This window comes from Clostridium sp. E02, from assembly GCF_003833015.1.
Classification (GTDB): domain Bacteria; phylum Bacillota; class Clostridia; order Lachnospirales; family Lachnospiraceae; genus Lacrimispora.
The window spans coordinates 47311-73778 of sequence record NZ_RJLQ01000021.1; the positions used below are offsets into that span (position 1 = coordinate 47311).

The 26468-nt window shown below is 40.5% G+C and carries 24 protein-coding genes; 8 read left to right on the forward strand and 16 right to left on the reverse strand.

Annotated elements, in window-relative coordinates:
* The first annotated feature begins 12 nt into the window (after window positions 1-12).
* Genes EFT72_RS15475 through EFT72_RS15500 form a run of 6 tightly spaced genes read left to right on the forward strand, consistent with a single transcriptional unit; the run spans window position 13 to window position 5763 of the window.
* Complete coding sequence (locus tag EFT72_RS15475) at window positions 13-1191, forward strand: LegC family aminotransferase (RefSeq protein WP_124067825.1); 1179 nt, start codon at window positions 13-15, stop codon at window positions 1189-1191.
* Entirely contained in the window at window positions 1182-2228 is a 1047-nt protein-coding gene (locus EFT72_RS15480; protein WP_124067826.1) for a nucleotidyltransferase family protein, read from the forward strand. Before EFT72_RS15475 ends, EFT72_RS15480 begins: the two co-directional genes overlap by 10 nt.
* Window positions 2225-2872: an acetyltransferase gene (locus EFT72_RS15485; RefSeq protein WP_124067827.1), complete on the forward strand. Its 648-nt coding sequence runs from the start codon at window positions 2225-2227 to the stop codon at window positions 2870-2872. The genes EFT72_RS15480 and EFT72_RS15485 overlap by 4 nt, the downstream gene beginning before the upstream one ends.
* The gene (gene neuB, locus EFT72_RS15490; RefSeq protein WP_124067828.1) at window positions 2865-3860 is read left to right on the forward strand and encodes an N-acetylneuraminate synthase; all 996 of its coding nucleotides are present in this window, start codon (window positions 2865-2867) and stop codon (window positions 3858-3860) included. Before EFT72_RS15485 ends, neuB begins: the two co-directional genes overlap by 8 nt.
* Window positions 3857-5017 (forward strand): UDP-N-acetylglucosamine 2-epimerase, encoded by a 1161-nt coding sequence (neuC, locus tag EFT72_RS15495; RefSeq protein ID WP_124067829.1) that lies wholly within the window; start codon window positions 3857-3859, stop codon window positions 5015-5017. The genes neuB and neuC overlap by 4 nt, the downstream gene beginning before the upstream one ends.
* Window positions 5017-5763, forward strand: a complete 747-nt coding sequence (locus EFT72_RS15500) for an acylneuraminate cytidylyltransferase family protein (protein ID WP_124067830.1) — start codon at window positions 5017-5019, stop codon at window positions 5761-5763. The genes neuC and EFT72_RS15500 overlap by 1 nt, the downstream gene beginning before the upstream one ends.
* A 34-nt stretch (window positions 5764-5797) precedes the next feature.
* Here EFT72_RS15500 and uxuA read toward each other — a convergent pair whose 3' ends face one another.
* The 14 genes from uxuA to EFT72_RS15570 form a co-directional block, all read right to left on the reverse strand.
* A complete protein-coding gene (gene uxuA, locus EFT72_RS15505) occupies window positions 5798-6871 on the reverse strand; it encodes a mannonate dehydratase (RefSeq protein WP_124067831.1) in 1074 nt (357 codons plus the stop codon).
* A 1-nt stretch (window position 6872) separates the two neighbouring features.
* A complete protein-coding gene (locus EFT72_RS15510; protein ID WP_124067832.1) occupies window positions 6873-7907 on the reverse strand; it encodes a zinc-binding alcohol dehydrogenase family protein in 1035 nt (344 codons plus the stop codon).
* A 55-nt stretch (window positions 7908-7962) separates the two neighbouring features.
* Entirely contained in the window at window positions 7963-8670 is a 708-nt protein-coding gene (locus tag EFT72_RS15515) for a GntR family transcriptional regulator (RefSeq protein WP_124067833.1), read from the reverse strand.
* Between the two features lie 32 nt (window positions 8671-8702).
* Entirely contained in the window at window positions 8703-9176 is a 474-nt protein-coding gene (locus EFT72_RS15520) for a YhcH/YjgK/YiaL family protein (RefSeq protein WP_124067834.1), read from the reverse strand.
* A gap of 18 nt (window positions 9177-9194) precedes the next feature.
* Entirely contained in the window at window positions 9195-10205 is a 1011-nt protein-coding gene (gene yiaK / locus EFT72_RS15525; RefSeq protein ID WP_124067835.1) for a 3-dehydro-L-gulonate 2-dehydrogenase, read from the reverse strand.
* Window positions 10206-10228: 23 nt separating this feature from the next.
* Window positions 10229-11506: a TRAP transporter large permease gene (locus EFT72_RS15530; RefSeq protein WP_124067836.1), complete on the reverse strand. Its 1278-nt coding sequence runs from the start codon at window positions 11504-11506 to the stop codon at window positions 10229-10231.
* Entirely contained in the window at window positions 11503-12003 is a 501-nt protein-coding gene (locus EFT72_RS15535; RefSeq protein WP_124067837.1) for a TRAP transporter small permease, read from the reverse strand. Before EFT72_RS15535 ends, EFT72_RS15530 begins: the two co-directional genes overlap by 4 nt.
* Before the next feature lie 17 nt (window positions 12004-12020).
* Complete coding sequence (locus EFT72_RS15540) at window positions 12021-13025, reverse strand: C4-dicarboxylate TRAP transporter substrate-binding protein (protein ID WP_124067838.1); 1005 nt, start codon at window positions 13023-13025, stop codon at window positions 12021-12023.
* A 319-nt stretch (window positions 13026-13344) separates the two neighbouring features.
* Window positions 13345-14181 (reverse strand): pyridoxamine kinase, encoded by an 837-nt coding sequence (locus EFT72_RS15545; protein WP_124067839.1) that lies wholly within the window; start codon window positions 14179-14181, stop codon window positions 13345-13347.
* Between the two features lie 195 nt (window positions 14182-14376).
* Entirely contained in the window at window positions 14377-15309 is a 933-nt protein-coding gene (cysK, locus tag EFT72_RS15550) for a cysteine synthase A (RefSeq protein ID WP_124067840.1), read from the reverse strand.
* A gap of 148 nt (window positions 15310-15457) precedes the next feature.
* Window positions 15458-16651 (reverse strand): MalY/PatB family protein, encoded by a 1194-nt coding sequence (locus EFT72_RS15555; protein ID WP_124067841.1) that lies wholly within the window; start codon window positions 16649-16651, stop codon window positions 15458-15460.
* Window positions 16632-17798 carry a PLP-dependent aspartate aminotransferase family protein gene (locus tag EFT72_RS15560; RefSeq protein WP_124067842.1) on the reverse strand — a complete coding sequence of 389 codons (1167 nt, stop codon included), beginning with the start codon at window positions 17796-17798 and terminating at the stop codon, window positions 16632-16634. Before EFT72_RS15560 ends, EFT72_RS15555 begins: the two co-directional genes overlap by 20 nt.
* Before the next feature lie 119 nt (window positions 17799-17917).
* Complete coding sequence (locus EFT72_RS15565) at window positions 17918-18826, reverse strand: LysR family transcriptional regulator (protein WP_124067843.1); 909 nt, start codon at window positions 18824-18826, stop codon at window positions 17918-17920.
* Window positions 18827-18895: 69 nt separating this feature from the next.
* Window positions 18896-20206, reverse strand: a complete 1311-nt coding sequence (locus EFT72_RS15570) for an O-acetylhomoserine aminocarboxypropyltransferase/cysteine synthase family protein (RefSeq protein WP_124067844.1) — start codon at window positions 20204-20206, stop codon at window positions 18896-18898.
* Between the two features lie 213 nt (window positions 20207-20419).
* On the opposite strand from EFT72_RS15570, the gene EFT72_RS15575 reads away from it, so the two are divergent.
* Window positions 20420-21073: a superoxide dismutase gene (locus EFT72_RS15575; RefSeq protein ID WP_124067845.1), complete on the forward strand. Its 654-nt coding sequence runs from the start codon at window positions 20420-20422 to the stop codon at window positions 21071-21073.
* Window positions 21074-21151: 78 nt separating this feature from the next.
* On the opposite strand, the gene EFT72_RS15580 is transcribed toward EFT72_RS15575, so the two are convergent.
* Complete coding sequence (locus EFT72_RS15580; RefSeq protein ID WP_124067846.1) at window positions 21152-23743, reverse strand: glycosylhydrolase-like jelly roll fold domain-containing protein; 2592 nt, start codon at window positions 23741-23743, stop codon at window positions 21152-21154.
* Between the two features lie 2 nt (window positions 23744-23745).
* A complete protein-coding gene (locus tag EFT72_RS15585; RefSeq protein ID WP_124067847.1) occupies window positions 23746-25134 on the reverse strand; it encodes a PTS transporter subunit EIIC in 1389 nt (462 codons plus the stop codon).
* A 181-nt stretch (window positions 25135-25315) separates the two neighbouring features.
* Here EFT72_RS15585 and EFT72_RS15590 point away from each other — a divergent pair, with 181 nt between their 5' ends.
* On the forward strand, window positions 25316-26329 hold the full coding sequence (locus EFT72_RS15590; protein ID WP_124067848.1) for an AraC family transcriptional regulator: 1014 nt from the start codon (window positions 25316-25318) through the stop codon (window positions 26327-26329).
* Window positions 26330-26468: the final 139 nt, after the last annotated feature.

The window sequence follows — 26468 nt, forward strand, 5'->3', positions numbered from 1 at the left end:
AAGGAAGGTGCCATGATTCCTTTATCTGTTCCCTCGTTGGGGGAAAAAGAAAAAAAATACGTTACCGATGCACTTGCAAACGGTTGGGTTTCCACTGCTGGAAGTTATGTGACCCGGTTTGAAAAGGACATGGCTGCCTATCTTAGAGTCAACCAAACCGTTGCCCTGCAAAGTGGAACCGCAGCTCTGCACTTAGCTTACTTACTTGCAGGAATTGGACCCGGCCAAGAAGTGATCGTTCCTACTCTTACCTTTATTGCCGCAATTAACCCCATTCGGTATCTGGGGGCAGTTCCTGTTTTTATGGATTGCGATTCCTCTCTATCTATAGACTGTGAAAAATTGGAACAGTTTCTCACTACTCAATGTGAGAAAACAAAGCAAGGACTAAAAAACCGACAATCAGGCCGTATTATAAAAGCAGTCACAGCCGTCCACATCTTTGGTAACATGGCGGATCTTGTAACCCTGCGATCCTTGACTGACCGTTTTTCACTGGTTCTGATCGAAGACGCCTCCGAAGCACTTGGCACCAGATATCAAAAAGGAATCTACAAGGGCTGGTACGCTGGTACCATAGGTGATTTTGGCGTTTTTTCCTTTAATGGCAATAAAATCATTACCACCGGTGGAGGCGGAATGCTGGTCGCCAAAGATGAGTCCCTTTTGAATCGGGCGCGTTATCTTTCCACACAGGCAAAAGACGATCCACTCAACTACGTTCACAATGAGATTGGATATAACTACCGTATGACAAATCTGCAGGCGGCTCTGGGGGTGGGGCAATTGGAATGTCTGGAAGCTTTTATTAAAATCAAGAAAAAGAATTATCGCCATTACAGCGATGCCTTACAGCATTTGGATCAATTCCTTCTTCTTCCTTTCCAAAAGTCTGCAAGGTGCAATCACTGGTTCTATTCTTTATTTATAAAAAATCCACATCTGAAACGGGATTTTTTGATGAATCAGCTAAAAGAAGCAAAGATACAAACAAGACCAATCTGGAAACTGAACCATACCCAGGTTATGTATGAGAACTGTCAGACCTATCAGATTGAAAAAGCCCCTTTCTATCAATCACGTATTCTCAATCTCCCATGCAGCGTTGATTTGAAAGAAAACGATATCGAACAGGTAACTGAAACCTTAAGGGAAATCAATGAACGGGAAGGACGATCTATGTGGATGTAAAAAAACTTTTTATTTCACCAGACTGCTCCATACGGGATGCCATTCGGCAATTGGATCAGACGGCTAAAAAAATCCTATTGGTAATTGGCAACGGGAAACTAACTGGTGTCGTCACCGACGGAGATGTAAGACGATGGATCTTAAAGAATAAGGACATTTCCATGCCGGTAAATCTAATTATGAATCCTCATCCCATTGTCGTCAGTAAAGAAGAAACCGACCAGGCCCCAGTCATTATGAAGCTAAAACGAATTGATGCACTCCCTGTTCTAGGTGACAACCAAGAGGTCATGGACGTACTTTTCTTTCATGAACTTCCTGACCAGAAACGTTATAAGGTAAAAAAGAACCACACTCCTGTAATCATTATGGCAGGTGGGAAAGGGTCAAGGCTCTATCCCTATACAAAAATTATTCCAAAACCTTTGATTCCAGTGGGTGACACTCCCATAGTTGAACGAATTATGAATCAATTAAAAACCGATGGGTTCTATGATTTTTATCTCACTGTAAATTATAGAAAAGAACTCATTAAAGCATATTTTAACGAGGATGACCGATACCAGCTTCATTTTATCGAAGAAAATACTCCCCTTGGCACCGCCGGATCCCTGACCCTTTTAAAAGACCGGATTAACGGGAGTTTTTTTGTTACCAACTGCGATATTTTAATTGACATTAATTATGAAAAACTGCTTGCATATCATAAGAGCTGCAAGAACCAGATCACACTGGTTACTGCAATGAAAAATTATGAGATACCCTACGGTGTTATTTCCTTAGATGAGAAAGAATCTGTCTCTTCTTTAACGGAAAAGCCCAAATATGAGCTGTTGGTCAGTACCGGATTTTATGTACTTGAAACAGATATCTTAAAATACATCCCAGAAGATTCCTGTTTTGATATGCCAGATTTAATCCGCTTTTGTTTGGACAACAAGGAAAAAGTTGGAGCATACCCGGTTATGGATAGCACTTGGATGGATATGGGGGAGTTTAGTGAAATGAAAAAAATGGCAGAAAGAATGAAGTTATGAAGAACAAACTTCTCTTACTTGGTGGAGGCGGTCATGCCAAAAGCATCCTTGACACCATTGGATCTTTAAATGATTATAGCGTTTATGGCATTCTAGATTCCAAGAAAGAACTCCACACAAAGATTCAAGGTGCAGAAATCATTGGTCGAGATGAAGATCTTCTTTCTTACTATCAGAAAGGAATCCAAGATGCAGTTCTTTCCGTAGGAAGTGTGGGAAATCCCAAAATAAGGATCTCACTTTATCAAACCGGGAAAAAAATAGGATTCCAATTTCCCAATATCATAGACCCCAGTTCCGTCTTATCTCAATCCCTTGTGATGGGAGAAGGCAATTTTATCGGAAAAGGAGTGCTCCTTGGACCTGATGTCACAATCGGAAACGGCTGCATTATCAATACGGGGGCCATCTTAGAACATGGAACGAATATAGGAGATTTTGTCCACGTAGCCCCAGGATGTGTTTTGTTGGGGAATGTTACCATTGGAGCAAATACTCATGTTGGGGCAAACACAACGATTTTACAAAATGTAACCATTGGAAGAAACAGTTTGATTGGGGCAGGAAGTCTTGTATTAAACCATATCCCATCCCACTGTCTGGCTTATGGAAGTCCGGCAAAGGAGGCAGGTCATTATGAATAAAGTTATGGTCATTGCAGAAGCAGGGGTCAATCATAACGGTGATATTAAGATTGCAAAACAATTAATTGATGCCGCTAGCGCTGCTGGAGCGGATGCAGTGAAATTTCAGACTTATCAGACGAACTTACTTGCTGCCATTGACGTAAAAAAAGCGGATTATCAGATCAGAAATACAGGAAGCACGCATTCACAATATGAAATGTTAAAAGAGCTGGAATTATCTTATGAGGATTTTGAGAATCTATATGATTACTGTGCCTACCGAAATATTATGTTTTTATCCTCTCCCTTTGATGAAGAAAGTATGGAGTTTCTCGATCAACTGGGGATGGAGATATTGAAAATTCCTTCCGGAGAGATCACCAATTATACCTATCTCTTAAAAGCCTCGTCTCAAAATAAACCCATCCTTTTGTCCACAGGCATGTCCACTTTAGACGAAATAAAGGATGCGGTAAACTTACTTGACCCGGGGCGAAACCCCATCACATTACTGCATTGTGTCAGCAACTATCCCACTCCTGCGGAAGAGGCAAATTTAAATGCCATAAAAAAACTTCGGGAAACCTTTCTGGTACCAGTTGGATATTCCGATCATACCGCAGGGATTGAGATTCCCATCGCTGCGGCTGCTCTTGGTGCTTGTGTGATCGAAAAACATATGACACTGGATAAAACCATGCCAGGCCCCGATCATAGGGCCAGTCTGGAACCCGATGAATTCAAACAGATGACGGATGGAATCCGTATCATGGAACAGGCCATGGGAGATGGATCTAAAATCCCTTCAAAAGAAGAACTGAAAAACCGGGAATCTGTAAGAAAGTATCTGGTCGCCGCAAAGGATATGAATAAAGGAGAAGTATTAACCCAAAGTCACCTGTGTGCCAAACGATGCGGGTTTGGTATCTCCCCCATGAAGATACCGGAACTTCTTGGAACAACTGCAAATAGAGACTATAAAGAGAATGAAAGGATGAAATTATGATACGCTTATGTGTCGTAACGGGCAGCCGTGCCGATTATGGTCTGCTGCTTCCAGTGATAGAAAGAATCCGAGATGAGAAAGACTTCACACTTTCACTTCTCGCTACTGGCTCCCATTTAGATACCAGATATGGAAACTCCTCTTTGTCACTGGAAGCAATTGGAATCGAATTTGATGAAACCGTAGAGATGAATCTGGCCAGTGATTCCCCTTATGGAATCTGTACCTCTATGGGTGTGGAGATGATTGGCATCACCCAGGCCTACCATCGGCTCAATCCAGATATGATTCTGCTCTTAGGGGACCGGTACGAGATCTTTACTGCTGCAAGTGCCGCTTTGATCTTACGGATTCCTGTTGCACACATCCATGGAGGAGAGCTATCTAGCGGTGCTTTTGATGATTCTCTCCGACACGGAATTACTAAAATGAGTTATCTTCATTTTACCAGCACTCTGGCATACAAAAAAAGAGTGATTCAGATGGGAGAATCTCCGGATCGTGTCTTTTTTGTGGGATCTCTTGGAATTGAACGGATTCAGTCTATGAAGTTTTTAACCAAACAAGAACTGGAAAATTCCTTATCTTTGAATCTTTCAAAACCAATCGCCTTAATTACCTATCATTGTGCTACCTTGGACTCAATGGATGAGACCATGCAATTTGCTCCTCTCCTTTCTGCCTTGGAATCGTTTCCCCAGTTATATGTCGTATTTACAGGAAGCAATTCAGATCCAGGTGGTGGCAAAATCAATGAAATGATCCACCAGTATGTAAAACAACACCCCCATCATTCTGCCACTTTTCCTACCCTTGGTTCCCAGTGCTATTTGAGTCTTATGAAACACAGTCAGATCGTGGCAGGCAACTCTTCCAGCGGTATTTTGGAGGCTCCTTTTTTAAAGATTCCATCAATTAATATCGGGAAAAGACAGGATGGACGGATCAAACCGGATTCCGTAATCACCTGTGGTTGTTCGACCTCTGATATTCAAATTGCCATAGAGAATGCATTGGCCTTTGATTGGCATAAAGCAATGAAAAATCCTTATGAATGCTCAGATACCAGCAAACAGATCTTGGTTCGGATCAAACAAGCCTTTGCATCTGGGATTCAACTGAACAAAAAATTTTATGATATTGATTGGAGTTTATGATGTTTCAAAACAAAACTTTTCTGGCACTGATTCCAGCAAGAAGCGGATCCAAAGGACTGAAAGACAAAAACATAAAAGAACTGAATGAAAAGCCACTTATGAGCTATACCATTGAAGCCTGTAAAAACTCAGGTATCTTTGATAAAATCATGGTTTCCACGGATTCCAACCAGTACAAAATGATTGCAGAGACATGGGGAGCCGACGTTCCTTTTTTAAGACCTGCAAGCTTATCATGCGATGAGGCGAAATCTGCCGATGTGATTCTTCATACACTAAATGAATTAAAAAGCCAGGGGGAAACGTATGATTATTTTATGCTGCTCCAGCCCACTTCTCCCTTACGAAACGAACTACATATAAAAGAAAGCGCAGAGCTTCTCTTATCACGCCATGGGGATTCTGTGGTCTCCATCTGTCCCATTGATTCCCATCGGCAATTAACCGTATCCTTTACAAGGTCTGGTTCCATAACCGTACCGTTTCCTCACAAGGCTCAGGTCAGACGACAAGAGGAGCACACAGGATACCGGATCAATGGCGCCATCTATCTTACCTCAACCAATTTCTTCTTAAAACAGGGAAATTTCTACGATGGTACCGTTTTCCCCTATTATATGGATTCCATCCATTCCATTGACATCGATGACAGCAGCCAGTTTCGTATTGCCGAACTGCTCCTTCGTTATGGCGGTGCTTGGGCGTATGAAACAAGGGATGACAAAACCAGTGCTTTGAAAGGATAGAGAAGTTATCCTTTCAAAGCACTGGTTTCAATGATTATTTCTTTAATTTTTCAAGTGCTTCCCAAATACCATTTAAATACATGATACCAAGCGCACGGTCATAAAGACCATATCCTGGTCTTGCTTCTTCTCCCCAGATCATACGACCATGATCGGGACGAATATGACCTGAAAATCCAGTATCATGAAGTGCTTTCATGATCTCAAACATATCAAGATCTCCATCGGAAGAAAGATGAGAAGATTCTCTGAATTTTTTCTCACCAAGGAACTTCACATTCCGGACATGCACACATGCAATCCGATCCATACTTCCAAAATGACGGATAATAGAAGGGATATCATTGGCTGGGTTGGAACCTAAGGATCCTGTACACAGACAAAGTGCATTGGCTGGACTGTTAACAAGACCAACAATCTTATCGAAATCCTCTTTCGAATGTGAAATTCTTGGAAGTCCAAATACAGGCCATGCCGGATCATCTGGATGAACTGCCATACGAATACCAACCTCTTCACAAACCGGAATAATCTTCTCTAAGAAATAACGATAATTTTCTCTTAACTGATCGGCATCAATGTTTTTATACTGATTCAGAACTCCCTCTAGTTCCTTTAACCGCTCTGGCTCCCAACCAGGAAGAGAAAATCCTTTGGAATTTTGGGTAGTTTTTTCTACCAGTGTTATAGGTGTCATACCCTGAAGTTCCGCATCATCATAATACAGAACATTGGAACCATCTTCGATCACTCGTGCAAGGTCGGTTCTTAGCCAGTCGAATACAGGCATAAAGTTATAAACAATTATTTTCACGCCACACTGAGCCAGATTCCGGATGGTGGTAATATAATTATCAATGTAACGATCTCTCGATGGAAGTCCCATCTTAATATCTTCATGAACGTTTACACTTTCAATTACTTCCACTTCCAGTCCAGCATCCTGCACATGTTTTACATACTTCTTTATTTCCTCTAACGGCCACACTTCTCCTGCTGCATACTGTGTCATAACTCCCATAAGACCTGTACAACCGGGAATTTGACGAATATTTTCAAGACTTACGCTATCATCGCCTTCGCCAAACCATCGAAATGTCATCTTCATTTTATTTGTCCTCCTCAAAGGTTAATATAATTTTCATCGTTGTTTCTGGTTGATTTTTTAATTTATCAAAAGCTTTTTCAATATCTGTAAAATGGAAGGAATCCGTTATGATTTTGGTTGGATCCAGTTGTCCATTTTCAAACCACTCGATCACCTGAGGGAATTTGTTGTTATTTAATCTAGAACCTCTGATATCCAGTTCCCTTGCTGTAATTTGGAATTCAGTAATCGGAACAACTGTATCATGAAATCCCATGGTTACAACGACGCCACCGGAACGAACTGCCAAAGCCGCCTGCTTTAGAGTCTCACCAACACAAGCTGCATCAATAGAAACATCTGCGCCAATTCCGTCCGTCAATTCTTTGACCCGTTCGACTACGTCTTCTTTTCCGGAAAGAATCGTCTCATACGCTCCGAACTCTTTTGCACGGATCAAACGATCTTCTAGCACATCTGTCATAATACATTTCGCACCTAGAATGTTACATACCTGCAAGATAGTCAGTGCAATCTGTCCGCTTCCACAGATCAATACCGTATCACCTTTTTCGATCTCTCCACGGGAAGTAACCTGAGCTGCTACTGTATATGGTTCCACGATTGCTGCCTTTTCCCAAGGGATATTCTTGCTTACGGAATATACATTCTTTGCTGGAACCTTTACATATTCGCTGTATCCACCATCTCTATGGACACCTAATACGGTTAAACTAGCACAGACATTGCCTCTGCCCTTTTTACAGATCCGGCACACACCACAATTGCAGACCGGATTAACCACTACATGATCACCAAGCTGCAAATTGTTTGTTTTCCCCACTTCATTTCCAATCTTTTCAATCTCGCCAGCAAATTCATGCCCAATGACTCTTGGATAAGTCGCTACTGGAGAAGTTCCTTTATAGATACTGATATCAGAACCGCAGATCCCGGCTGCCTTTACTTTAATTAGTACTTCATCTGCTCCAATTTCAGGCATTTTCTCATTTTGAATTTCAATGGTTCCTGCTTTTATTACTCGTAAAGCTTTCATATTTTGTCCTTTCAAAATAGAGCAGGATTTCTAGACCCCTGCTCTACTTACCCTACTATCTGGTTTCTGAAAACCATTTTGTGTTATCTTTAAAATACTCTGGATATAGTTCACGAATCTGTGCTTCGTCAGCAACCGAATATCTGCCAAGATGCTTTTCCATACTCCTCTTGGCTGCTTCCTTATCCTTGTCGCGTATGGCCTTTAATATTTCTTTGTGATCATTGACAATCTTTAAGTCTTTAACCGCAATCAAACTCATGTTCCTGACTCGGTCAAAGTGAATCGACATCATATCTTTAATCGTAAAAATATCTTCTTTTTTACACAACTTATATAGCTTATAATGAAATTCATCATCAAGCTGAAGCAATTTTCCATGAGCAGGATTTTGCAAACAGACTTCCTGCATCATGACATTTATTTCTAGTTCTGCAAAATCTTCTGGTGTAATGACTTCGCATGCAAGTTCAACAATTGCAGCTTCTAAAACAGCCCTTAAAAACCTTGCCTCTTCCACCATATCCGTATCAATGTAGGCGATTATGCTTCCTCGTTGAGGAAATACTTCAATAATTCTTGCCTTGTTTAATTCCAACAAAGCTTCTCTGACAGGAGTCCGGCTAATACCAAGTTCTTGTGATAATTCATATACACTAACCGAACTTCCAGGTTCTAGTTCCATGGAAATAATGTTCTCTCTCAACATTCTAAGTGCATATTCTCTGGCTGTTTCATTGGCAAAACGAGAACTAACTTGCATTTCATACCCACCCTTATTCTAAATATTTATTACTAAGCCCGATAACTGTCTATTTTCACTTTACAGATAATTTTTTTCACCGATTCTGATTGTTCACCAAAATGGCAAAGGGGTTTGTGCGGCTCATAAGGCCATACCGCATAAAAATCTCCTTTTGAAACAGCTGCTACATTCTGATTTTCACAGGTAAAAAATGTAATATCTGCTTTTTCATCATAATCACAAGATTCTATATCCATTGGAAGATCTGCCAAATAGCAACATTCGCTTCCTTTGAGCATATAATGAATGTCCATAAAATCTTTATGAATTTCCATATCGGTTTTTGTCTCATCCACGGTATCTTTCGATACGACAAACGCAGTGACTTCACCTGGAATGATCTCATATTTTCCGTCAGCCATTTCTGTATCTTCTTTATGAAGATACAGAAATTCCAAGGCTGCTTTTATGAGATTGTCTGTCTTTGTGTATCTATTTAAGTTGACAATCTTATCCAGTATCATACCATATTCCTCTCTTTTTTACAAAGATTTAATCTCTTCCCACACGCTGTCATCAACGAAAATACCATTTGCATCGTGATCTTTGCGGAACTGAATATAATCTTCTCCTGGAGCAATAATTCCAGTGGATTTTTCTGCGGGTGCAGAACTCTTTAAATGATCGACTGCTTTCTTTACCAGATCCGTTAACTCATCTGCTGTACCAGTCTTTTTCGGATCAATAATAATGATGACCTGAGAGGCTCCACCGCAGCTTCCCATATTTTTTTTATCCAGATCCGCTGCTCCGATTCCACCCGTTAATGCACTGCCTAAAATATCAAGCATGAAGGAAAAACTAGAACCCTTCCAATAACCAATCGGCATAATACGCATGGATTCTTCAATCGCGCCTGGATCGTCTGTGACATTCCCGTCCTTATCAAATCCACCTGGGAATGGAAGTTTCTTGCCTGCAAGTCTTGTTACCTGGAGTTTTCCATAAGCATACTGGGAAATTGCCATATCCATCTGCAATGGATCTTTTCCATCAATTCCTGGCATTGCCATAACAAATGGATTGTTTCCAAGTTTGCATTCCTTACCACCCCATGGTGGCATACAAGATTCGGTATTCGTCCACATGATAGCGATGTAGCCTTTCTTTGCTGCATAAAGACCATAAGTACCGCCTCTCATCCAGTGTGTCGTGTTTCGTAAACCTACCATACCGATTCCGAACTGTTCTGCAAGTTCAATGGCACGATCGGTCCCTTTTATTGCATTTAATATACCAGGGCCCATATTACCATTCATAATTTCGATGGCACCAAACGATTTATCAACTGTTGGATCTGCATCAATATCTACCCAGCCTTTTTTAATATAATCCACAAATCTTGACACACGATTTGTTCCATGGGAATAGATTCCATCATAGGTAGATTCGGTATGAATTCTTGCACAGATCTCTGCCTTCTCTTCGGTTAAACCGTATTTTACAAATACTCGTTTAATCTCACTTTGTATTTCGTCAAAAGATAATCTCATAATCTTTCATTTCCTTTCTTGATTTAACCATAAACTAAATTAGGTATAAATAATACGATTTGAGGGAATAAAGCCAAAATCACCAATAGTGCAACAACAGCGATTAAAAATGGAACCGATTCTTTGGTGTATGTTTCAACCGGACAATCAAGGATTCCACATGCAGTGTACATAGTAACACCGATCGGTGGTGTCATTCCTCCCATAGTAACTAAGATCATGAATAAGATACCAAAGTGAACTGGATCAAATCCTAATGAAGTCATGATTGGAAGGAAAATTGGTGTAAGGATCAGCACGTTTGCTGTTGCTTCCATAAACATACCAATAACAAATACAAATACCATAACAATTGCAAGTACAATGTATCGGTTCGAGGATACAGTGGATATCAAAGCGGCCAGTGTCTGTGGAACCTGTCCGGTTACAAGCGCATATCCAAATGCATTGGAACAGATAATGATAAACATAATAACAGCCAAATCCACACCCGTCTGTTTTAACACATGAAACAATTTCTTAAAAGTCAGTTCTTTGTATACAAACAGTCCTACGATAAATGCATAAACAACTGCGAATGCACCTGCTTCGGAAGGTGTAAACAAACCAAAACGGATCCCTACAATCAGGATAATCGGGAACATGATCGCCCAAATATTATCCACCAGACCTTTCATCACTTCTTTAAAAGTAGGAGCCTTTTCAAATTCTCTGGCATAATTTCTTTTCTTAGAAGTCACATGTACCGCAACCATAAGAAAAATAGTCATTAGAAGACTTGGAATGACTCCAGCCATGAACAAACGTCCGATGGATACTTCACCCGTTACTCCATAAAGAATCAAACCTACACTTGGAGGGAATGTCGCAGTGATCAAACCTCCCATACCAAGGATCGCAGCAGTAAACCCTTTGCTGAATCCTCTTTTATTCATATCAGGGCCAAGAATCCGGCATTCCATGGCCGCATCTGCGGTTGCGGAACCAGAGATTCCTCCCATCAAAAGACTTAATACGACAGAAACCTGTGCCAATCCACCCATCATATGACCGGTAAGGACGGTTGAAAATTTAATCAAACGTTTTGTAATTCCAGTTTCATTCATCAGATTCCCGGCAAGTACGAAGAAAGGAACTGCCAGCAGTGAAAATGACTGAGTACTACTAACCATTCTCTGTACTACAATCTGAATCGGAACCTGCTCCATAACAAAATACACCAAACTTGAAATTCCTACGGAAAATGCCACCGGCATTCCGATTGCTAATAAAATTGCAAATGTCAATATGAGCCAGATCACAGGATTTCCCCTCCTTCCGTATTGCTGCGGTTAAGATTTGTATAATCTTTCTTAATTAAGTTGGTTACATAAGTCTTGATGTTTCCAACTACCGTAAATACCATAAGAAGGCATCCCACAGGTCCACTTGCGGTTGCAAAGGAATAACTGATGGGCAGCGTATTAAACATACGCTGTGAATTGGTGATACAAAGACTTGTTCCATAATATACGACTACTAACAAAAAGCAGAGCATTAAAATACTGTTAAAAAGATAAATAATATTTCTAACCTTTACCGGAAACCGGTTCACCAGCATATCTACTCCCATATGTCTGTTTTTACGAATTGCCAGATCAGCACCGATAAAACAAACCCATGCAAAACTTAATTGAGCCAGATCCGTAGACCATGACATATCGATTCCGAAAAACCGGAGAACTGCTGCCGAAAATACAAGTATAATCAGAAGCGACAGTCCTATACTTTCAAATACTTCTTCGATGCGTTCTAACATTATAACACCTCGTTCTATTATTTACCAAGCTCGCTCATTAACTTGTCTTTTAATTCTCTGTATCCAAGTTCATCGTAAGCTTTATCTGCTGCTGCCTTAAATGCTTCTTTATCACAATCTACTACTTCCACACCGCCATCGATACATTTCTGAAGATATTCACTATCTTTTTCAATTACGATATCAGAAGCAAATTTACCTGCTTTAAAAGATTCTTCTTCTAAAATAGTCTGATATTCAGCCGGTAACTTTTCAAACCAGCCATTTGAGATAACAAGGCCTGTTAGTAACTGGAAATGACCTGTTAAAGTCACATAATCTGTTACTTCATAAATACTAGAACCAACTGCTGCTGAGTTATGAACTTCTACGCCCTCAATTACTTTCTGCTGTAATGCCTGATATGCCTCAGACCAAGCCAGAACGGTTGTGTTTGCGCCCATTGCTTCTAAAGATTTAGTAACAACATCTGATCCTGAACTTCTAATTCTTAAACCATTTAAATCTTCTGGTTTAGATACTGGTGACTTAGTGAAAAGGTTTCTGCTTCCCTGATAGTAGTTAAAAGAAAGGATCTTAAAACCATCATTTTGGAACTGATCCGCAAGTTCTTTATAAACCGATGTATTCATAAGTGCCAATGCGCCTTCATAATCATCTGCAAGATAAGGACCGCTTAAAATTCCAAAATCCTTGATATAATTGGACATACGACCTGGATCCGTGATAATTCCAACACCAGCTCCAACTTTTGCCTGTTCCAAAACATCTTCATCGGCTCCAAGCTGAGATCCAGAATAAAGTTCTATGGTTACATTCCCATCGGTCTTCTCTTCTACATTCTTCTTAAACTCTTCCAGCCCCTTATAAATAGGATCTGCCTCTGTTAAAACAGTTCCTAACTTTAACGTATACTTGTCTCCTTTTTTACCAGTAGAACCGCTTTTCCCCGCCGCTCCACAGCCTGTCATAGAAATTGTCATTGCTGCAATCAATAAAGTTGCCATAAGTTGTTTTTTCATAAATATCCTCCTATAAAGTTTGTACTAACATGCTAACATATTAGTATGGTATTGTCAATATGTTGTATCTATACATTTTAACATCGGTTTTTTGTGCAAAATGTACATTTCATTTCTAAATATAACTCAAGCATAGCGTTTGCAAAGTATAGCTATAATATTCGAATGTCCGTTTTTTTTTAAATATCCTTATTTTTCAAGATAAATAAAGGATTTCCGTCTAAAAATTATGATTTCTATTAAAAATAAAATGCCCAGCCAAAAGCTGGACACATCATTTTTATTCTTATTATTTTATATTATTTCCATATATTACCTATTATTTTCCTAATGCGTGTATAAGCTTTGGAATTACCGTTTCAAAATTCACACCATACCACGTTTTCTTTCCATCTATTTGAGTCGCCTTGATACATTCTACGGTATAATTTGCCGCTATTTTTAAAGAATCCATCAAATTCTTACCATTCATAAGAGCCCCAACCGTAGCACTGGAAAAAATATCTCCGGTGCCGTGATAGTTGGTATCCACTTTTTCATGACAGTAAGAAAAATAGTCTCCACTCTCTGTGAATATCCCCGCCACTCCTGTTTTACCAGAATTTAAACTCACTCCAGTAAGAACCACGGCTTTCCGTGTTCCAAGCGCCTTTAATCGACCTAACAATTCCTTTACATACGCCTCGTCATAATCTGTCCGGTACTCAGTTCCAGTCATCAAACAAGCTTCTGTCAAGTTGGGGACAATGATATCCGCGGATGCACAAAGTCCAGCCATCTCCTGAACAAAATTCAAATCAAACGAAGGATAAAGCTTCCCATTGTCTGCCATAACCGGATCTACAAATATTAAATTCTCATCCGTCCTAAACTGATTGAAAAATTGTTTTACAATCCCTATCTGCTCCACAGATCCAAAATATCCCGTGTAGATTCCATCAAATTGAAACCCCTCTTTGATCCAATGTTGGGAAATGGGTGTGATTTCATCGGTTAAATCCCGATAGGTAAAATCTTGAAACATCGTGTGTGTCGACAAGACAGCGGTTGGTATTACTGCAGTCTCTACTCCCATTGCAGAGATAATAGGCAAGGCCACAGTTAAGGAACACTTTCCCAAGCATGAAATATCTTGTATTGTTACGATTCTTTTCATTTTCTTTTCTCCTGTTTCTTTCTTATTCTATTTTAACCTTTGGTGTCTGATTTCTCAATTTTATAAGGATAAGCCATTACAATTATTATACACATTTTTTTATTTCGCACCATATATATTTTAAAATTCAAATAAAATAGGCGGCTGATTATAAGTTAAACTTATAACCAATCCGCCCTCTTTTTCCTCTATTCTTTAAACACTTTCGCTAAACAATGGAGTAGATAAATAACGATCACCCGAATCTGGTAATAGAACAACAATCGTCTTTCCTTTATTTTCAGGCCTCTCCCCTACGATTTTAGCTGCCTTTAAAGCTGCTCCTGAGGAAATTCCAACTAAAATCCCCTCCGTCAAAGCAAATCTTTTCCCTTCCTTAAACGAATCCTCATTATCAATTAACAGCACCTCATCGTAGATTCCGGTATCTAATACTTCTGGCACGAAGCCTGCTCCAATTCCTTGAATCTTGTGAGGACCTGGTTTACCGCCGGATAAGACTGGGCTGCTTGCAGGCTCGACTGCTATAATCTGAATTTCAGGATTCTTTTCTTTCAAATAAGATCCAACGCCAGTTATCGTTCCGCCAGTACCGACCCCAGCGATGAAGATATCAACCGTTCCGTCGGTCTGTTCCCAGATCTCTGGCCCCGTAGTCTCCTTATGAACGTTTGGGTTCGCCGGGTTTTTAAACTGTCCTAATATAATAGATCCCTCTATCGTCTCTTTTAATTCCTCTGCCTTTTCAATGGCGCCTTTCATGCCCTTTGCGCCTTCTGTTAAAACCAGCTCTGCACCATAAGCCTTTAATAAATTTCTCCGTTCTACGCTCATAGTATCTGGCAGCGTTAAAATAGTTTTATACCCTTTCGCCGCTGCAACTGCCGCTAGACCAATGCCCGTATTTCCAGAAGTAGGTTCAATGATTGTCGCTCCTGTTTTTAAAAGCCCTTTTTCTTCTGCATCTACAATCATGGCATATGCAATACGATCCTTAACCGAACCAGCTGGATTTAAATATTCCAATTTGGCAAGAATTGTCACTTCCTTTTCCTGAGCGTAACGGTTTAGTTTCAATATCGGTGTTCCCCCAATGAGTTCTACTGCACTTTCTTTAATGATTCCCATATTCTTATCCTCCATTTCATTTTCTATGCTAAAATTCCTTGGCATTCTGCCACCAGATTCAATCTCATCTTATCAGACTACAAACATATTAATTAAGTATGTTTGTATGTTTTCTTATCTATTATATTACAACAAGCAAACAAAAGTGTCAATAGTTTTTATGACTTTTAATTGCTGCCTCCAGTTTCATAAGGGCCTTCGTTAAAACAGAACGGGGACAGGCTATATTCATTCGCTCAAATCCTTCTCCCGATGGTCCGAACATACTCCCACTGTCCAGCCATACCCCTGCTTGTTTTACAATCAGTTCCTCCCTCGCTTCTTCTGTAAGCCCGAGTTCTCGAAAATCTAGCCAGAGAAGATACGTTCCTTCTAGCTCAATCAATTTTACCCTCTGTATTCGTTCCACTAGAAATTTCCGAACATAATTGATGTTCCCGTTTAGATAATCAAGAAGCTGATTATGCCAGTCTTTTCCGTACCGGTAAGCCGCTTCACATGCGACCAGTCCCAATGTATTCAACTGACTATACCCCAATGCATCCATCTCTTTTTTAAATCGTCTTCTTAAATCAGGGTTCGGAAGAAACAGATTGGAGATTTGAAGTCCTGCTATATTAAATGTTTTACTAGGTGCTGTACAGGTGATGGTACGATTTTTTAATTCTTCGCTGATTCCGGCAAACACCTGATGGCGTCCTTTGAATACAAAATCTTCGTGTATCTCATCACTAACCACTATCAGGTTATACCGACACACGATCTCCCCTAGTTTTATCAGTTCTTCTTTGCTCCAAACCCTTCCTACTGGATTTTGAGGATTACACAAGAACATAAGTTTAACCTGATTATCTCTAACCTTATTTTCCAAATCCTCTAAGTCCATGTGGTATCGTTTGTCTTCCCCCAGATAGAGATCATTGTGTATGATCTTTCTGTTATTGTCTCGGATCACCTGCTCAAAGGGATAATAAACTGGCTGTTGCATTAGGATTCCATCCCCTTTATTTGTATACGCTTTCACTGCAGTGGCAAGTGCAAATACCACTCCAGGAGTTTTAATCAGCCAAGCGCGTTCTACCTTCCAGTTATGATTGTTCTGCATCCAGGATTTCACTGCATCAAAATACGACTCTTTTGGCTCACTGTACCCAAATATTCCATGGGAAACGCATTTCTCCATTGCCTTTAAAACTGGTTCTGGAGCTTTAAAATCCATATCAGCCACCCAAAGAGGTAAAATATCCTCTGGCTTCCCCCGCTGCGCTGCAAAATCATACTTAATGCAGTTGGTGTTTTTTCGGTCTATGACTTCATCAAAATCAATTCTTTCTTTCTTCATGAAAAACACGCTCCAATTCTCCAATCAAATCCTGTAACTCTTCGATTCCGACAGACAGCCGCAGTATCCGATCCGTAATCCCGTTTGCTGCAAGAGTTTCCTCCGGCACATCTGCATGCGTCTGCGTTATGGGATAAGTAATCAGTGTCTCGACGCCACCCAGACTCTCTGCAAACTGGATTAATTGGACATTTTTAAGTATTCTATGTGCCAGTTCTTTTGATTCCACCTGAAACGTGATCATGCAGCCAAATCCCGTGGCCTGATTTTTGCAGATCGTATGACCGGGATGATCGGTAAGACCGGGATAATAAACTTTGTTCACTCTCTTTTCTTGTTCCAACCAGACAACCAGGTTTCTGGCATTTTGCTCCGCTCGTTCCATTCGAAGAGCCAACGTTTTAATTCCCCTTAAAATCAGCCAACTATCAAACGGAGATAAACCAGACCCAATGGTTTTAATGATAAATCGGAGTTTTTCCAAAAGTTCAGTAGAGGATGCAACCAAAAAGCCAGCAATGGTATCGTTATGACCACCCAGATACTTAGTACCACTGTGAACCACAATATCTGCACCAAGCAACAGCGGATTTTGAAAATACGGGGATAAAAACGTATTATCTACAATTAGAAGCAATCCATGTTTTTTTGCAATCTCACTCACTGCCCTAATATCCGTAATGTTCATCATAGGATTGGTGGGTGTCTCAATAAAGATTGCTTTTGTCTTTTCCCTGATTTTATTTTCCAATGTTTCTAAAATGGAATCCGTACCTGCCACAGAATCAAACAATATCCCGTTCTTTTTGCTAATATGATCAAACAGACGAATGCTTCCTCCATATAGATCACAGCCCGTTATGATATGATCCCCTGGCGAAAACAATTCCATTAATGCCGTAATAGCTGCCATTCCACTTGTAAAAGCCAGTGCATCCACCCCATGTTCCAAAGAAGCCACCACATGTTCTAACTGCTCTCTGGTTGGATTCTGCAACCGGCTATAATCGTATCCCGTACTTTCTCCCACCCCTTTATGGGCAAACGTTGCTGTTTGATAGATCGGGAAGCTGACCGCCCCTGACTGATCCACGTTTGATTTTGATCCGTTGCCATACAAACACTTTGTTGCACTTTGATATTCCATATTCTCCCCACTTTCTTTCCTGTTGTTCGAATCAGTATAACAGCCAGGGAGTTTACTGGGTATGAGCAAAAAACAATAACCTGTTATCCTTTCTTTCTATACCTGTACTCACTTCCCAATCAGAGAACTCTTTCTTTAAATTTTTCTAGTTCTGTAATATACTTTTCCCCCAGAATGCTCAAAGGCATTTTTTTCTTTTTGATGTATCCAATTTTCATCTTATCACTGGTATTTAATGGTATGGCTCTGTATTCGTCCCCATTTAATTCTTCACATAGAATTCCAGAACAAAGCGTATACCCATTTAGGCCTACCATAAGGTTTAATAGCGTCGCCCGGTCATCTGCCTTAATGATCTGCTTGTATTCAAACGTACTAAACACTTCTTCTGCAAGATAAAAGGCATTGTTAATTCCTTGTTCAAAGGATAGGCAAGGATACTCTTTCAAATCATCAAATTCTATTCTTATTTTATTCGCAAGGGGATTGTCTTTCCATAAAAACACAAAAATACCACATTGAAATAATTCCACAAACTCCAGCTCTTTGTCATGAAATATCTTATCCATGGATTTCTGATTAAATTCGTTTAAATATAGAATCCCCAACTCACTTTTTTGGTTTTGTACATTTTCAATTACTTCATACGTTTTCGTCTCATGAACTGCAAATTCATAGTCGTCCATGCCAAATTCTTTCGCCATATGAATAAATGCCTGTACCGCAAATGTATAATGCTGCATCGACACACTGAATTTCTTTTTAAATTTTTCTTTCTTTATAAAACGCTCTTCTAATTGCCGGTACTGCTCCAGCATCTGTCTGGCATAACCAAGAAACTCCTCTCCATCTGGAGTAATCGCAATTCCTCTGTTGGAACGGGAAAATAGCTTTAAGCCGATCTCTTCCTCCAGATCCCGAATGGTACTTGATAAACTGGGCTGGGTAATATATAATTCCACAGCCGCTTTATTCATGGATTGATTTTTTGCAATGCACACGACATAGCGTAGCTGCTGTAATGTCATGATGTCTCCCTTTCCTTTTTATACTCAAATAGCTGCCATAGTATCTCTATGACAGCCAACTTTCGTTCCCTATGATTCTACGGCATGAAATGCCTCTTCCAAATCTTCTATAATGTCTCCCACATGCTCGGTGCCAATTGATAACCGAATGGTATTGGGTTGAATGCCTGAATTCTCTAGTTCCTCTTCCGTCATCTGAGCATGAGTGGTGGAAGCTGGATGGATCACCAACGACTTAACATCTGCTACATTCGCCAAAAGAGAAAAGAGTTCCAACTGATCGATAAATTCTTTGGCTTTTTGAGCATCGCCTTTTATTTCAAATGTAAAGATAGACCCTCCTCCATTTTTGAAATATTTCGCATACAACGCCTTCTGATTTTCATCGTCTGACACGGAAGGGTGATGTACTTTTTCGACTTGTGGATGATTTTTTAAATACGCAACGACTTTTAACGCATTCTCTACATGACGTTCCACCCGCAAAGACAAAGTCTCCAGCCCTTGTAGGAACGTAAACGCATGAAATGGAGAAAGACAAGCCCCTGTATCCCGAAGTAAAATGGCGCGAATCTTCGTAATGTAGGCGGCGGCACCGGCTGCTTTTGTAAAACTAATTCCATGATAGCTGGGATTTGGTTCGGTCAGTGATGGGAACTTCCCAGAAGCTTCCCAATCAAATTTTCCACTGTCAACAATTACACCACCGATGGTTGTGCCATGGCCTCCAATAAATTTAGTTGCAGAATGAACAACAATATCTGCACCATATTCAATGGGACGTACCAGATAAGGGGTTGCGAATGTATTATCTACAATCAATGGAATCTTGTGAGCATGTGCAATCGTCGCAATGGTTTCCACATCCACTACATCTGAATTTGGATTTCCCAGTGTCTCAATGAATATCAACTTGGTATGCTCTTTGATGGCTCGTTCCAATTCCTCAAAGTCAAATGGATCTACAAATGTTGTATTTACTCCATACTCAGGAAGTGTGTGTTCCAGCAGATTATAGGTTCCGCCATATATGTTCTTAGCCGCTACGATATGATCACCGTTTTTTGCGAGGTTTTCAATGGAATAGGTCACTGCTGCTGCACCAGAAGCAACGGCAAGGGCTGCAACGCCTCCCTCTAATGCTGCGATCCTCTGTTCAAATACCCCCTGAGTAGGATTGGTCAGTCTTCCGTATATATTTCCCGCGTCCGTGAGTCCAAACCTTGCCGCCGCATGTTCGCTGTTATGAAACACATAGGATGAAGTCTGATAGATGGGAACGGCTCTTGCATCCGTAACAGAATCAGGCTGTTCCTGTCCCACATGAAGCTGCAATGTCTCAAATTTAAAATCTCTTTCTTTTCTTGTTTTCTTTGCCATGCAAATATCCTCCTGTCACGATCTTGTTCTTGATTTATTTCCCTTGATTTGTATTATACCCTGTTTTAAGTTTTTGTGTTAATATTTATAACTATGATCTGGTTATAGGGAAAACCTATAACAGCAGGAACACTGTTTTTTGTTTCTTGCTTATCCATCATATATCACTGTTCTTTGAATATACTTATACAAATCGCAAAAGGAATTCAACCAATGAATGAACATTATCCATTTGTGAATCCACCTCTTCCTTATGCATACGATGCACTTGAACCTTATATAGACACACAAACTATGTACATTCACCATGACAGGCAGCTGCAACGGTATGTGGTGGAACTCAATACAATTTTAAGAGACCATCCGGAGCTGCAGAATTGGTCCCTTGAAGAGCTGATTTCCAACCCCAATGCTCTGCCTGAGGATATCAGACAGCCTATTCTTAATTATGGTGGTGGAGTCTATAATCATATCCTGTACTTTAATGGCATGACAAATCCCATGGAACGATCCCAGGCTGATGCTCTTTACCCAGTGATTATCCGGGATTTTGGATCGATAGAAAATTTCTTTAACGAATTCAAGAGAATGGCACTCTCGGTGTTTGGTTCCGGGTATGCATGGCTAGTCGTGAATCCAGAAGGAAAATTATCGTTTATGACCACGCCAAATCAGGATACCCCTCTATTATACGGTTTCTGTGTAATCGCCGGCATTGATGTCTGGGAGCATGCCTATTTTTTAAAACGCTATAACGACCGGGCTGCATATATAGAAGACTGGTTTCATGTCATTAACTGGAAAGAAGCAGACCGGCGTTATAAACAATGTATGGGAATTGAAGAAGAACAGGATGAGACCGAATAGATTGCGGTACAAACCGGAGACACTTGTATCATAACCTTCTGTCATGTAACTCCCAGTTACAGTTTTTACATTTACTTCTTAAGAATATAGTGTAATTGGCCCCTCTATCCCGAAAGGCTCAATAACCAGGTATTGAGACAAACCATCCCTGATCTGGGTTCCCAGAGTATTGGTCACTTCTACCCTCAGTAAGTGCTCCCCCTGTTCCACCAATCCGGTTAAATCAAATACATAGGGAGGGCACAATTTTACTCCGGCTGATTTGTTATTTACAAATACTTCCGCAATTTCATAAACAGTCCCTAAATCCAGAAAAACCCCGTCTGGCGCTTCCTTTACTGAAAGAACCGTCTCATACGATACAGTTCCGCATTTATCCTCATATCCGTCAATCGTATTTACCGTGACCGCTTCACTAACCGGCAGCGTCTCTTTAAAATCCGGGTAAGAAAAACTGTCTGCAAAGGAAACCTTCCACTCCGCCGTCAATTGCTGCGGTTTCCCATGGCATACTGGTCTTACCGTTTCTTTCGCATTTGCAATAGGATCTTCCGAAAAGATCCAGACACAGGATTCATAAGGAGCCAGTTTTAGCCGATAACCGGTTTCTTCCCTCTCCAATTTATATAACTTATTGGAAAATGCGTCATAGGAGTATGCATAGGCAGCATCCGGAATCTCTATGATTGTATCTACAGTTTTTGACAGATGTTCATTAAAAAACATCCAGTTTTGTGTTCCCTGATCATAGTGGTAATAGACCAGCTCACGAAAAGGGGATTCCAGCCTGATTTCTGCCAGATCCCTGCACAGAACTTCCAAATCGCTGACAGCTCCCGCCAGACAGACTTGTTTGAGTATGTGCCATTCTTCCTCTGACAGCTCCCCTCCCAGCGTTCTTGACGGATAATTATTAAGAAAAATAACCCGTATTCCTGACTTGGCATATTCAGTTACTTTCCTCATTACGTTTACAGGGATCGCTTCGCCATAGGGAATAATTACAGTCTTAAAATATTCCTTATGAATCTTAAGCATATTTCCTTCGGTCACAGCATTAAAAAGATAATCCGCAGATACAATATCACAGTCGATCTGATGTTCCAGCAGTTCCCTTACCGGTTTTTCCACCGGCATATAGTTCCCTGCCCATTCCTGCTCTGCCGGATATAAAACCGCGGCAGGGGCTCTGTGAACTCCATTTTGAAACAGGTTCATAAGGCGGTTTGTATAATCGCTGTAGACAGAGAAATACCGAAACTCAGGATTATGTCCCTGGGCATAAAAATGGGGAGGACAGTCCCAATCCGGAAATTCCCTGGGGCTAAACGCATGGGGAACCAGATAATTAATCCCCCGCACAACCAGATGATCTGTAATCCATTTCATCAGCTTAAGCCCCTCATTCCAGCCATAAGCGCCAAACGCCTCACACATCGCCCGGCCATTTTTCACCGGATCCAGATGAGCAGCGGAAGATCCCAGTTTTGCAAGGGCAAAATGATAAAACTCTCCATCACACCCGCCTGTTGAAAAAGCATCATGATGATACGGCATTCCCGGAACAATCTGGGTCCCGATCACATCAATGCCTGAAAAGTCCTGCTCTGTCTGTCCCCGGAAGTAGTGCCCGGTTCCATATCCCAGTCTGGCATGTGCCCCGTTGTCTTCAATATTATGTCCCAGATAACAGAGATCTCTGTCATGACACCATTTTGCCAGTACACCTGTAAAATTTTCATGATATAATCTAGTAATCAGATTCATGTACTGATACCGGATTTCCCCTTCCAGTCCCTCGCCCTGCACCCACAGCAGGGGCAGAAATTTTAATTCAAAGGCGAGCTCCTCCTCAAGCCCCAATCTCCAAGGAAGAACCATATCCTGTCCTATACCTGCTAAAAAGCCTTTTTTATTTCCGAACCTGGGTTCATCTGAAAAAAATCCTGTTATTGTTTTTCCAAAATCATCTTTATATTTTTCATAATGGGGTTCATAAACTGTATTGACAAGAACCTCCGTAGCTTTCGCAGACAACGGATTCAAATAATCGGCCGTCGTCTCCTCTCCTCCGTTTCTGGTATAAAATACAGTAAATATAGTGAAAGCACCCTCTGGAATATCAAGGGATATGATTCCGTCTTTTAACGCATCCGTTTTATCCACCAGTGTATCAATGGCAATCTCTTCTTTGCCTGTATTCCGGTCACTCACACGTCTTGCCATGTAAACTCCAATTACATGATTGATATCTTCACTGACTCCATCCCAAGGCCGCCCTGCAAGATAACTAATGTTGATTCTGGCACCCTTTACAGGCCCGGCTACATCGAAACGCCGCATGTAAAGGTACCATTTTTTGTGTTCCGGATATTTTTCTTTTATTGCGCCATTGGCGTATCCTGTAGGGAAATGAGAATCATCAAGAATCCATATTTTCATAGCCCTTTTTCTGGCTTCATCTAATATAATATCTAAATCAGTCCACCATTTTTCTCCCAGAAAATCCGGATGAGGTCTTGCTTCAATGCATACGGCTTTCATTCCGCTTTTCTGTATCTTTTCCATATATTGGCGGAGCACTGCCTCTGTTTCTCCGTGCTGCCAGAAAAATGGATAAAAGCAGTTTTCAGTCTTCCCCTCTAAAATTTCTTCTATTCTGTTGTACATGTTTACATACTCCGATCCTTATTTTTTGTATCCTCTCCAGCCAGTATAAATGCCAGAACTGCTGATATTACAAAAGATATGGCGGCGCATACGGCAAAACCGTAAAAGCTGATATCCAGTCCAGCCGGATTAATCATTGCCGGAAAACGAAAGATTCCATCCCCGATGAATGAATACATTCTTCCGCCGAGTCCCGCCATAATTCCACCTCCGACGCCTCCGCCCACAAAGGCTGCGATAAATAGCTTAAAGTTGGGAAGAGCAATCGAATAAATAGTCGGTTCCGTGATGCCGAATAAACAGGATATCAGATTTCCAAACCCCAGGGATTTTTTCTCCTTATCCTTTGTCCTTAACGCATATCCCAGTGATACACCTGCTAAAGCCCATACAGTAAGTCCTAATACCGCATTGACCGGATCACTTCCCAATGTAAATAAGTTATTCAGTAACACTGGTATAAAAGCAGAATGTAATCCCAAAAGAACGATTACCTGCCAGAATGCACCGAAAAGCACTCCTCCCAAAACCGGAAAATGATTAAATATGAACATCACTCCGGCACTTAAGTAATTGGACACATAGGTCATAACCGGTCCAATTACCAAAAAAGACAGCGGCACGGTAACCATGAGAACAATCGTGGGCACAAAAAACAGCTGGAGCATTTGGGGAACGATTTTTTTGGCACCCTTCTCGATTTTTGAAGCAACCCAGGACGCTGCCACAACAGGGAGCAGGCTGCTGCTATAATTGATCAGCGTAACAGGTATCTTTAGAAAGGTCAGCGCTGTACCTGCTGTCTGAGCTGCCAGTATATCCGGATAGATCAGGGATGCACCGATAATTGCAGTAACAAACTGGTTGCATCCAAATACCTTTCCCGCATTAAAGCCTACTATGACAGGCAAAAAATACATGATGGAATTGGCTGCTGCGTATAAAATCAGATAAGTACCGTCTGTAGCCTCAAGAACTTTGGCAGTTGTGAGGACTGCAAGCAGCCCCTTAATCATACCAGAGGCAACCATGACTCCGATCATGGGCATAATGCAGCCGCTGATAATTTTAAAAAGCCGGTCAAACAGATTGCCATCCTTTAAAAGCTTCATATCCTGTTTCTCAGCCCCCTCCGTGATTCCCGCTTCTTTTCTCACATCATCTATCACTGCATTTACATGAGTACCAATAATAATCTGATACTGACCGCCCTGCCGGATAACCCCTTTTACCTCCTTATTTGCTTTTATCTCATCTGTTTTTGCAGCATTCTCATCCTTTAATACAAACCGCAGTCTGGTCATACAATTAGTAACGCTGCTGATATTATTCCTGCCTCCGACCAGTCTGACAAGATCTGATGCCAATTGAGTATAACTGTTTTTTCCCATTTTCATCTTCTCCTTCTCTCTCAAGCATAGTATCTAAGTACTTTGTATCTTTATACTATCATATGTGAATGCTTATAATAATAACGAAATCACTTCTGTTTATTGACCAAACTAACGATTGTGCCTATACTTGTCTTATAGACACTGCCATCTAATTCAGCCAACCGTAAAGGAGCTTCTTATGGATTTAAACAGCCTTGATTTTACATTACGCAGCTTAAGTACAAGCGAGAAAAAATATAAGAGCGGATACATTCCGGATTTTTGGGACTATATGCCCAAAATCAAAATCAGCGGGGAGACAGTCAGCTGTATCTATTTTGACGAAAAACATAATAGAATGGATAAACACAGTGTTTTATCTGGGTGGCAATCCACTCCTCTTGATATCAGCATCAAAAAAAATTCCCGCTTTATTCCGGTACCCGTACATGTTCATGACTATGTTGAGATAAACTACGTCTATTCCGGTATCTGTCCTCAGACCATAAAAAACACAGATATCACATTAAAGCAGGGACAGGTTCTGATTATTGAGCCATACGTTCCCCACTCCATAAAAGCAACAGGTGAAGATGATATAATGATCAGTTTCATGGTATCAAAAAAATATCTGCGGGAGAATCTTCTGGATCATTTTTCCACAGACAGCATCTTATCTCACTTTTTTATTAATGCAATGAATGAAAAAAGCCATGAAAACAAATACTTGTTTTTTCAATCGGAAAACAGCAGAAGAACACAATTATTTACCCTGGAACTTCTGTGTGAGTGCTTTGATCCTTCCGTAAATTCCACGGATTTTATAAAGAATCTGTTCAGTTTAATCATTGCCGAGCTTATCAATGTATATAAAAATCAACTGGTCCAGGAGGAAAGTGAATCCAGTACGCCTTCTATTCTTAGTATAATCCGGTTCGTTGAAACAAATTTCAGAAGCTGTACTTTAAATTCAGTTGCTGCGTTTTTCCATCTCAGCCCGAATTATCTCACTTTTCTTATCAAGAAACATACAGGTATGACCTATAAACAGCTTGTACAGTCACAGAAATTAAAATATGCAGCTAAATTTTTAAGAAATACAAATATGTCAGTTACAGAAATTGCAAATGAAGCCGGTTATGAAAACATCAGCTTTTTCTATCGAAAATTTCAGGAACACTATGGCTGCAGTCCCAAAGAATATCGTTCGTAAACAAACTATAATTGTCAACCGTTTTTGAAAATGTCCCGAAAAAGTTTTAACATAAGCACCAGTTTTCTGGTGCTTGATTTAACCAGGTACTATTAGTTTTTGGGTAACTTTAATAAAACTACAGTTACCTGCTTGTAAA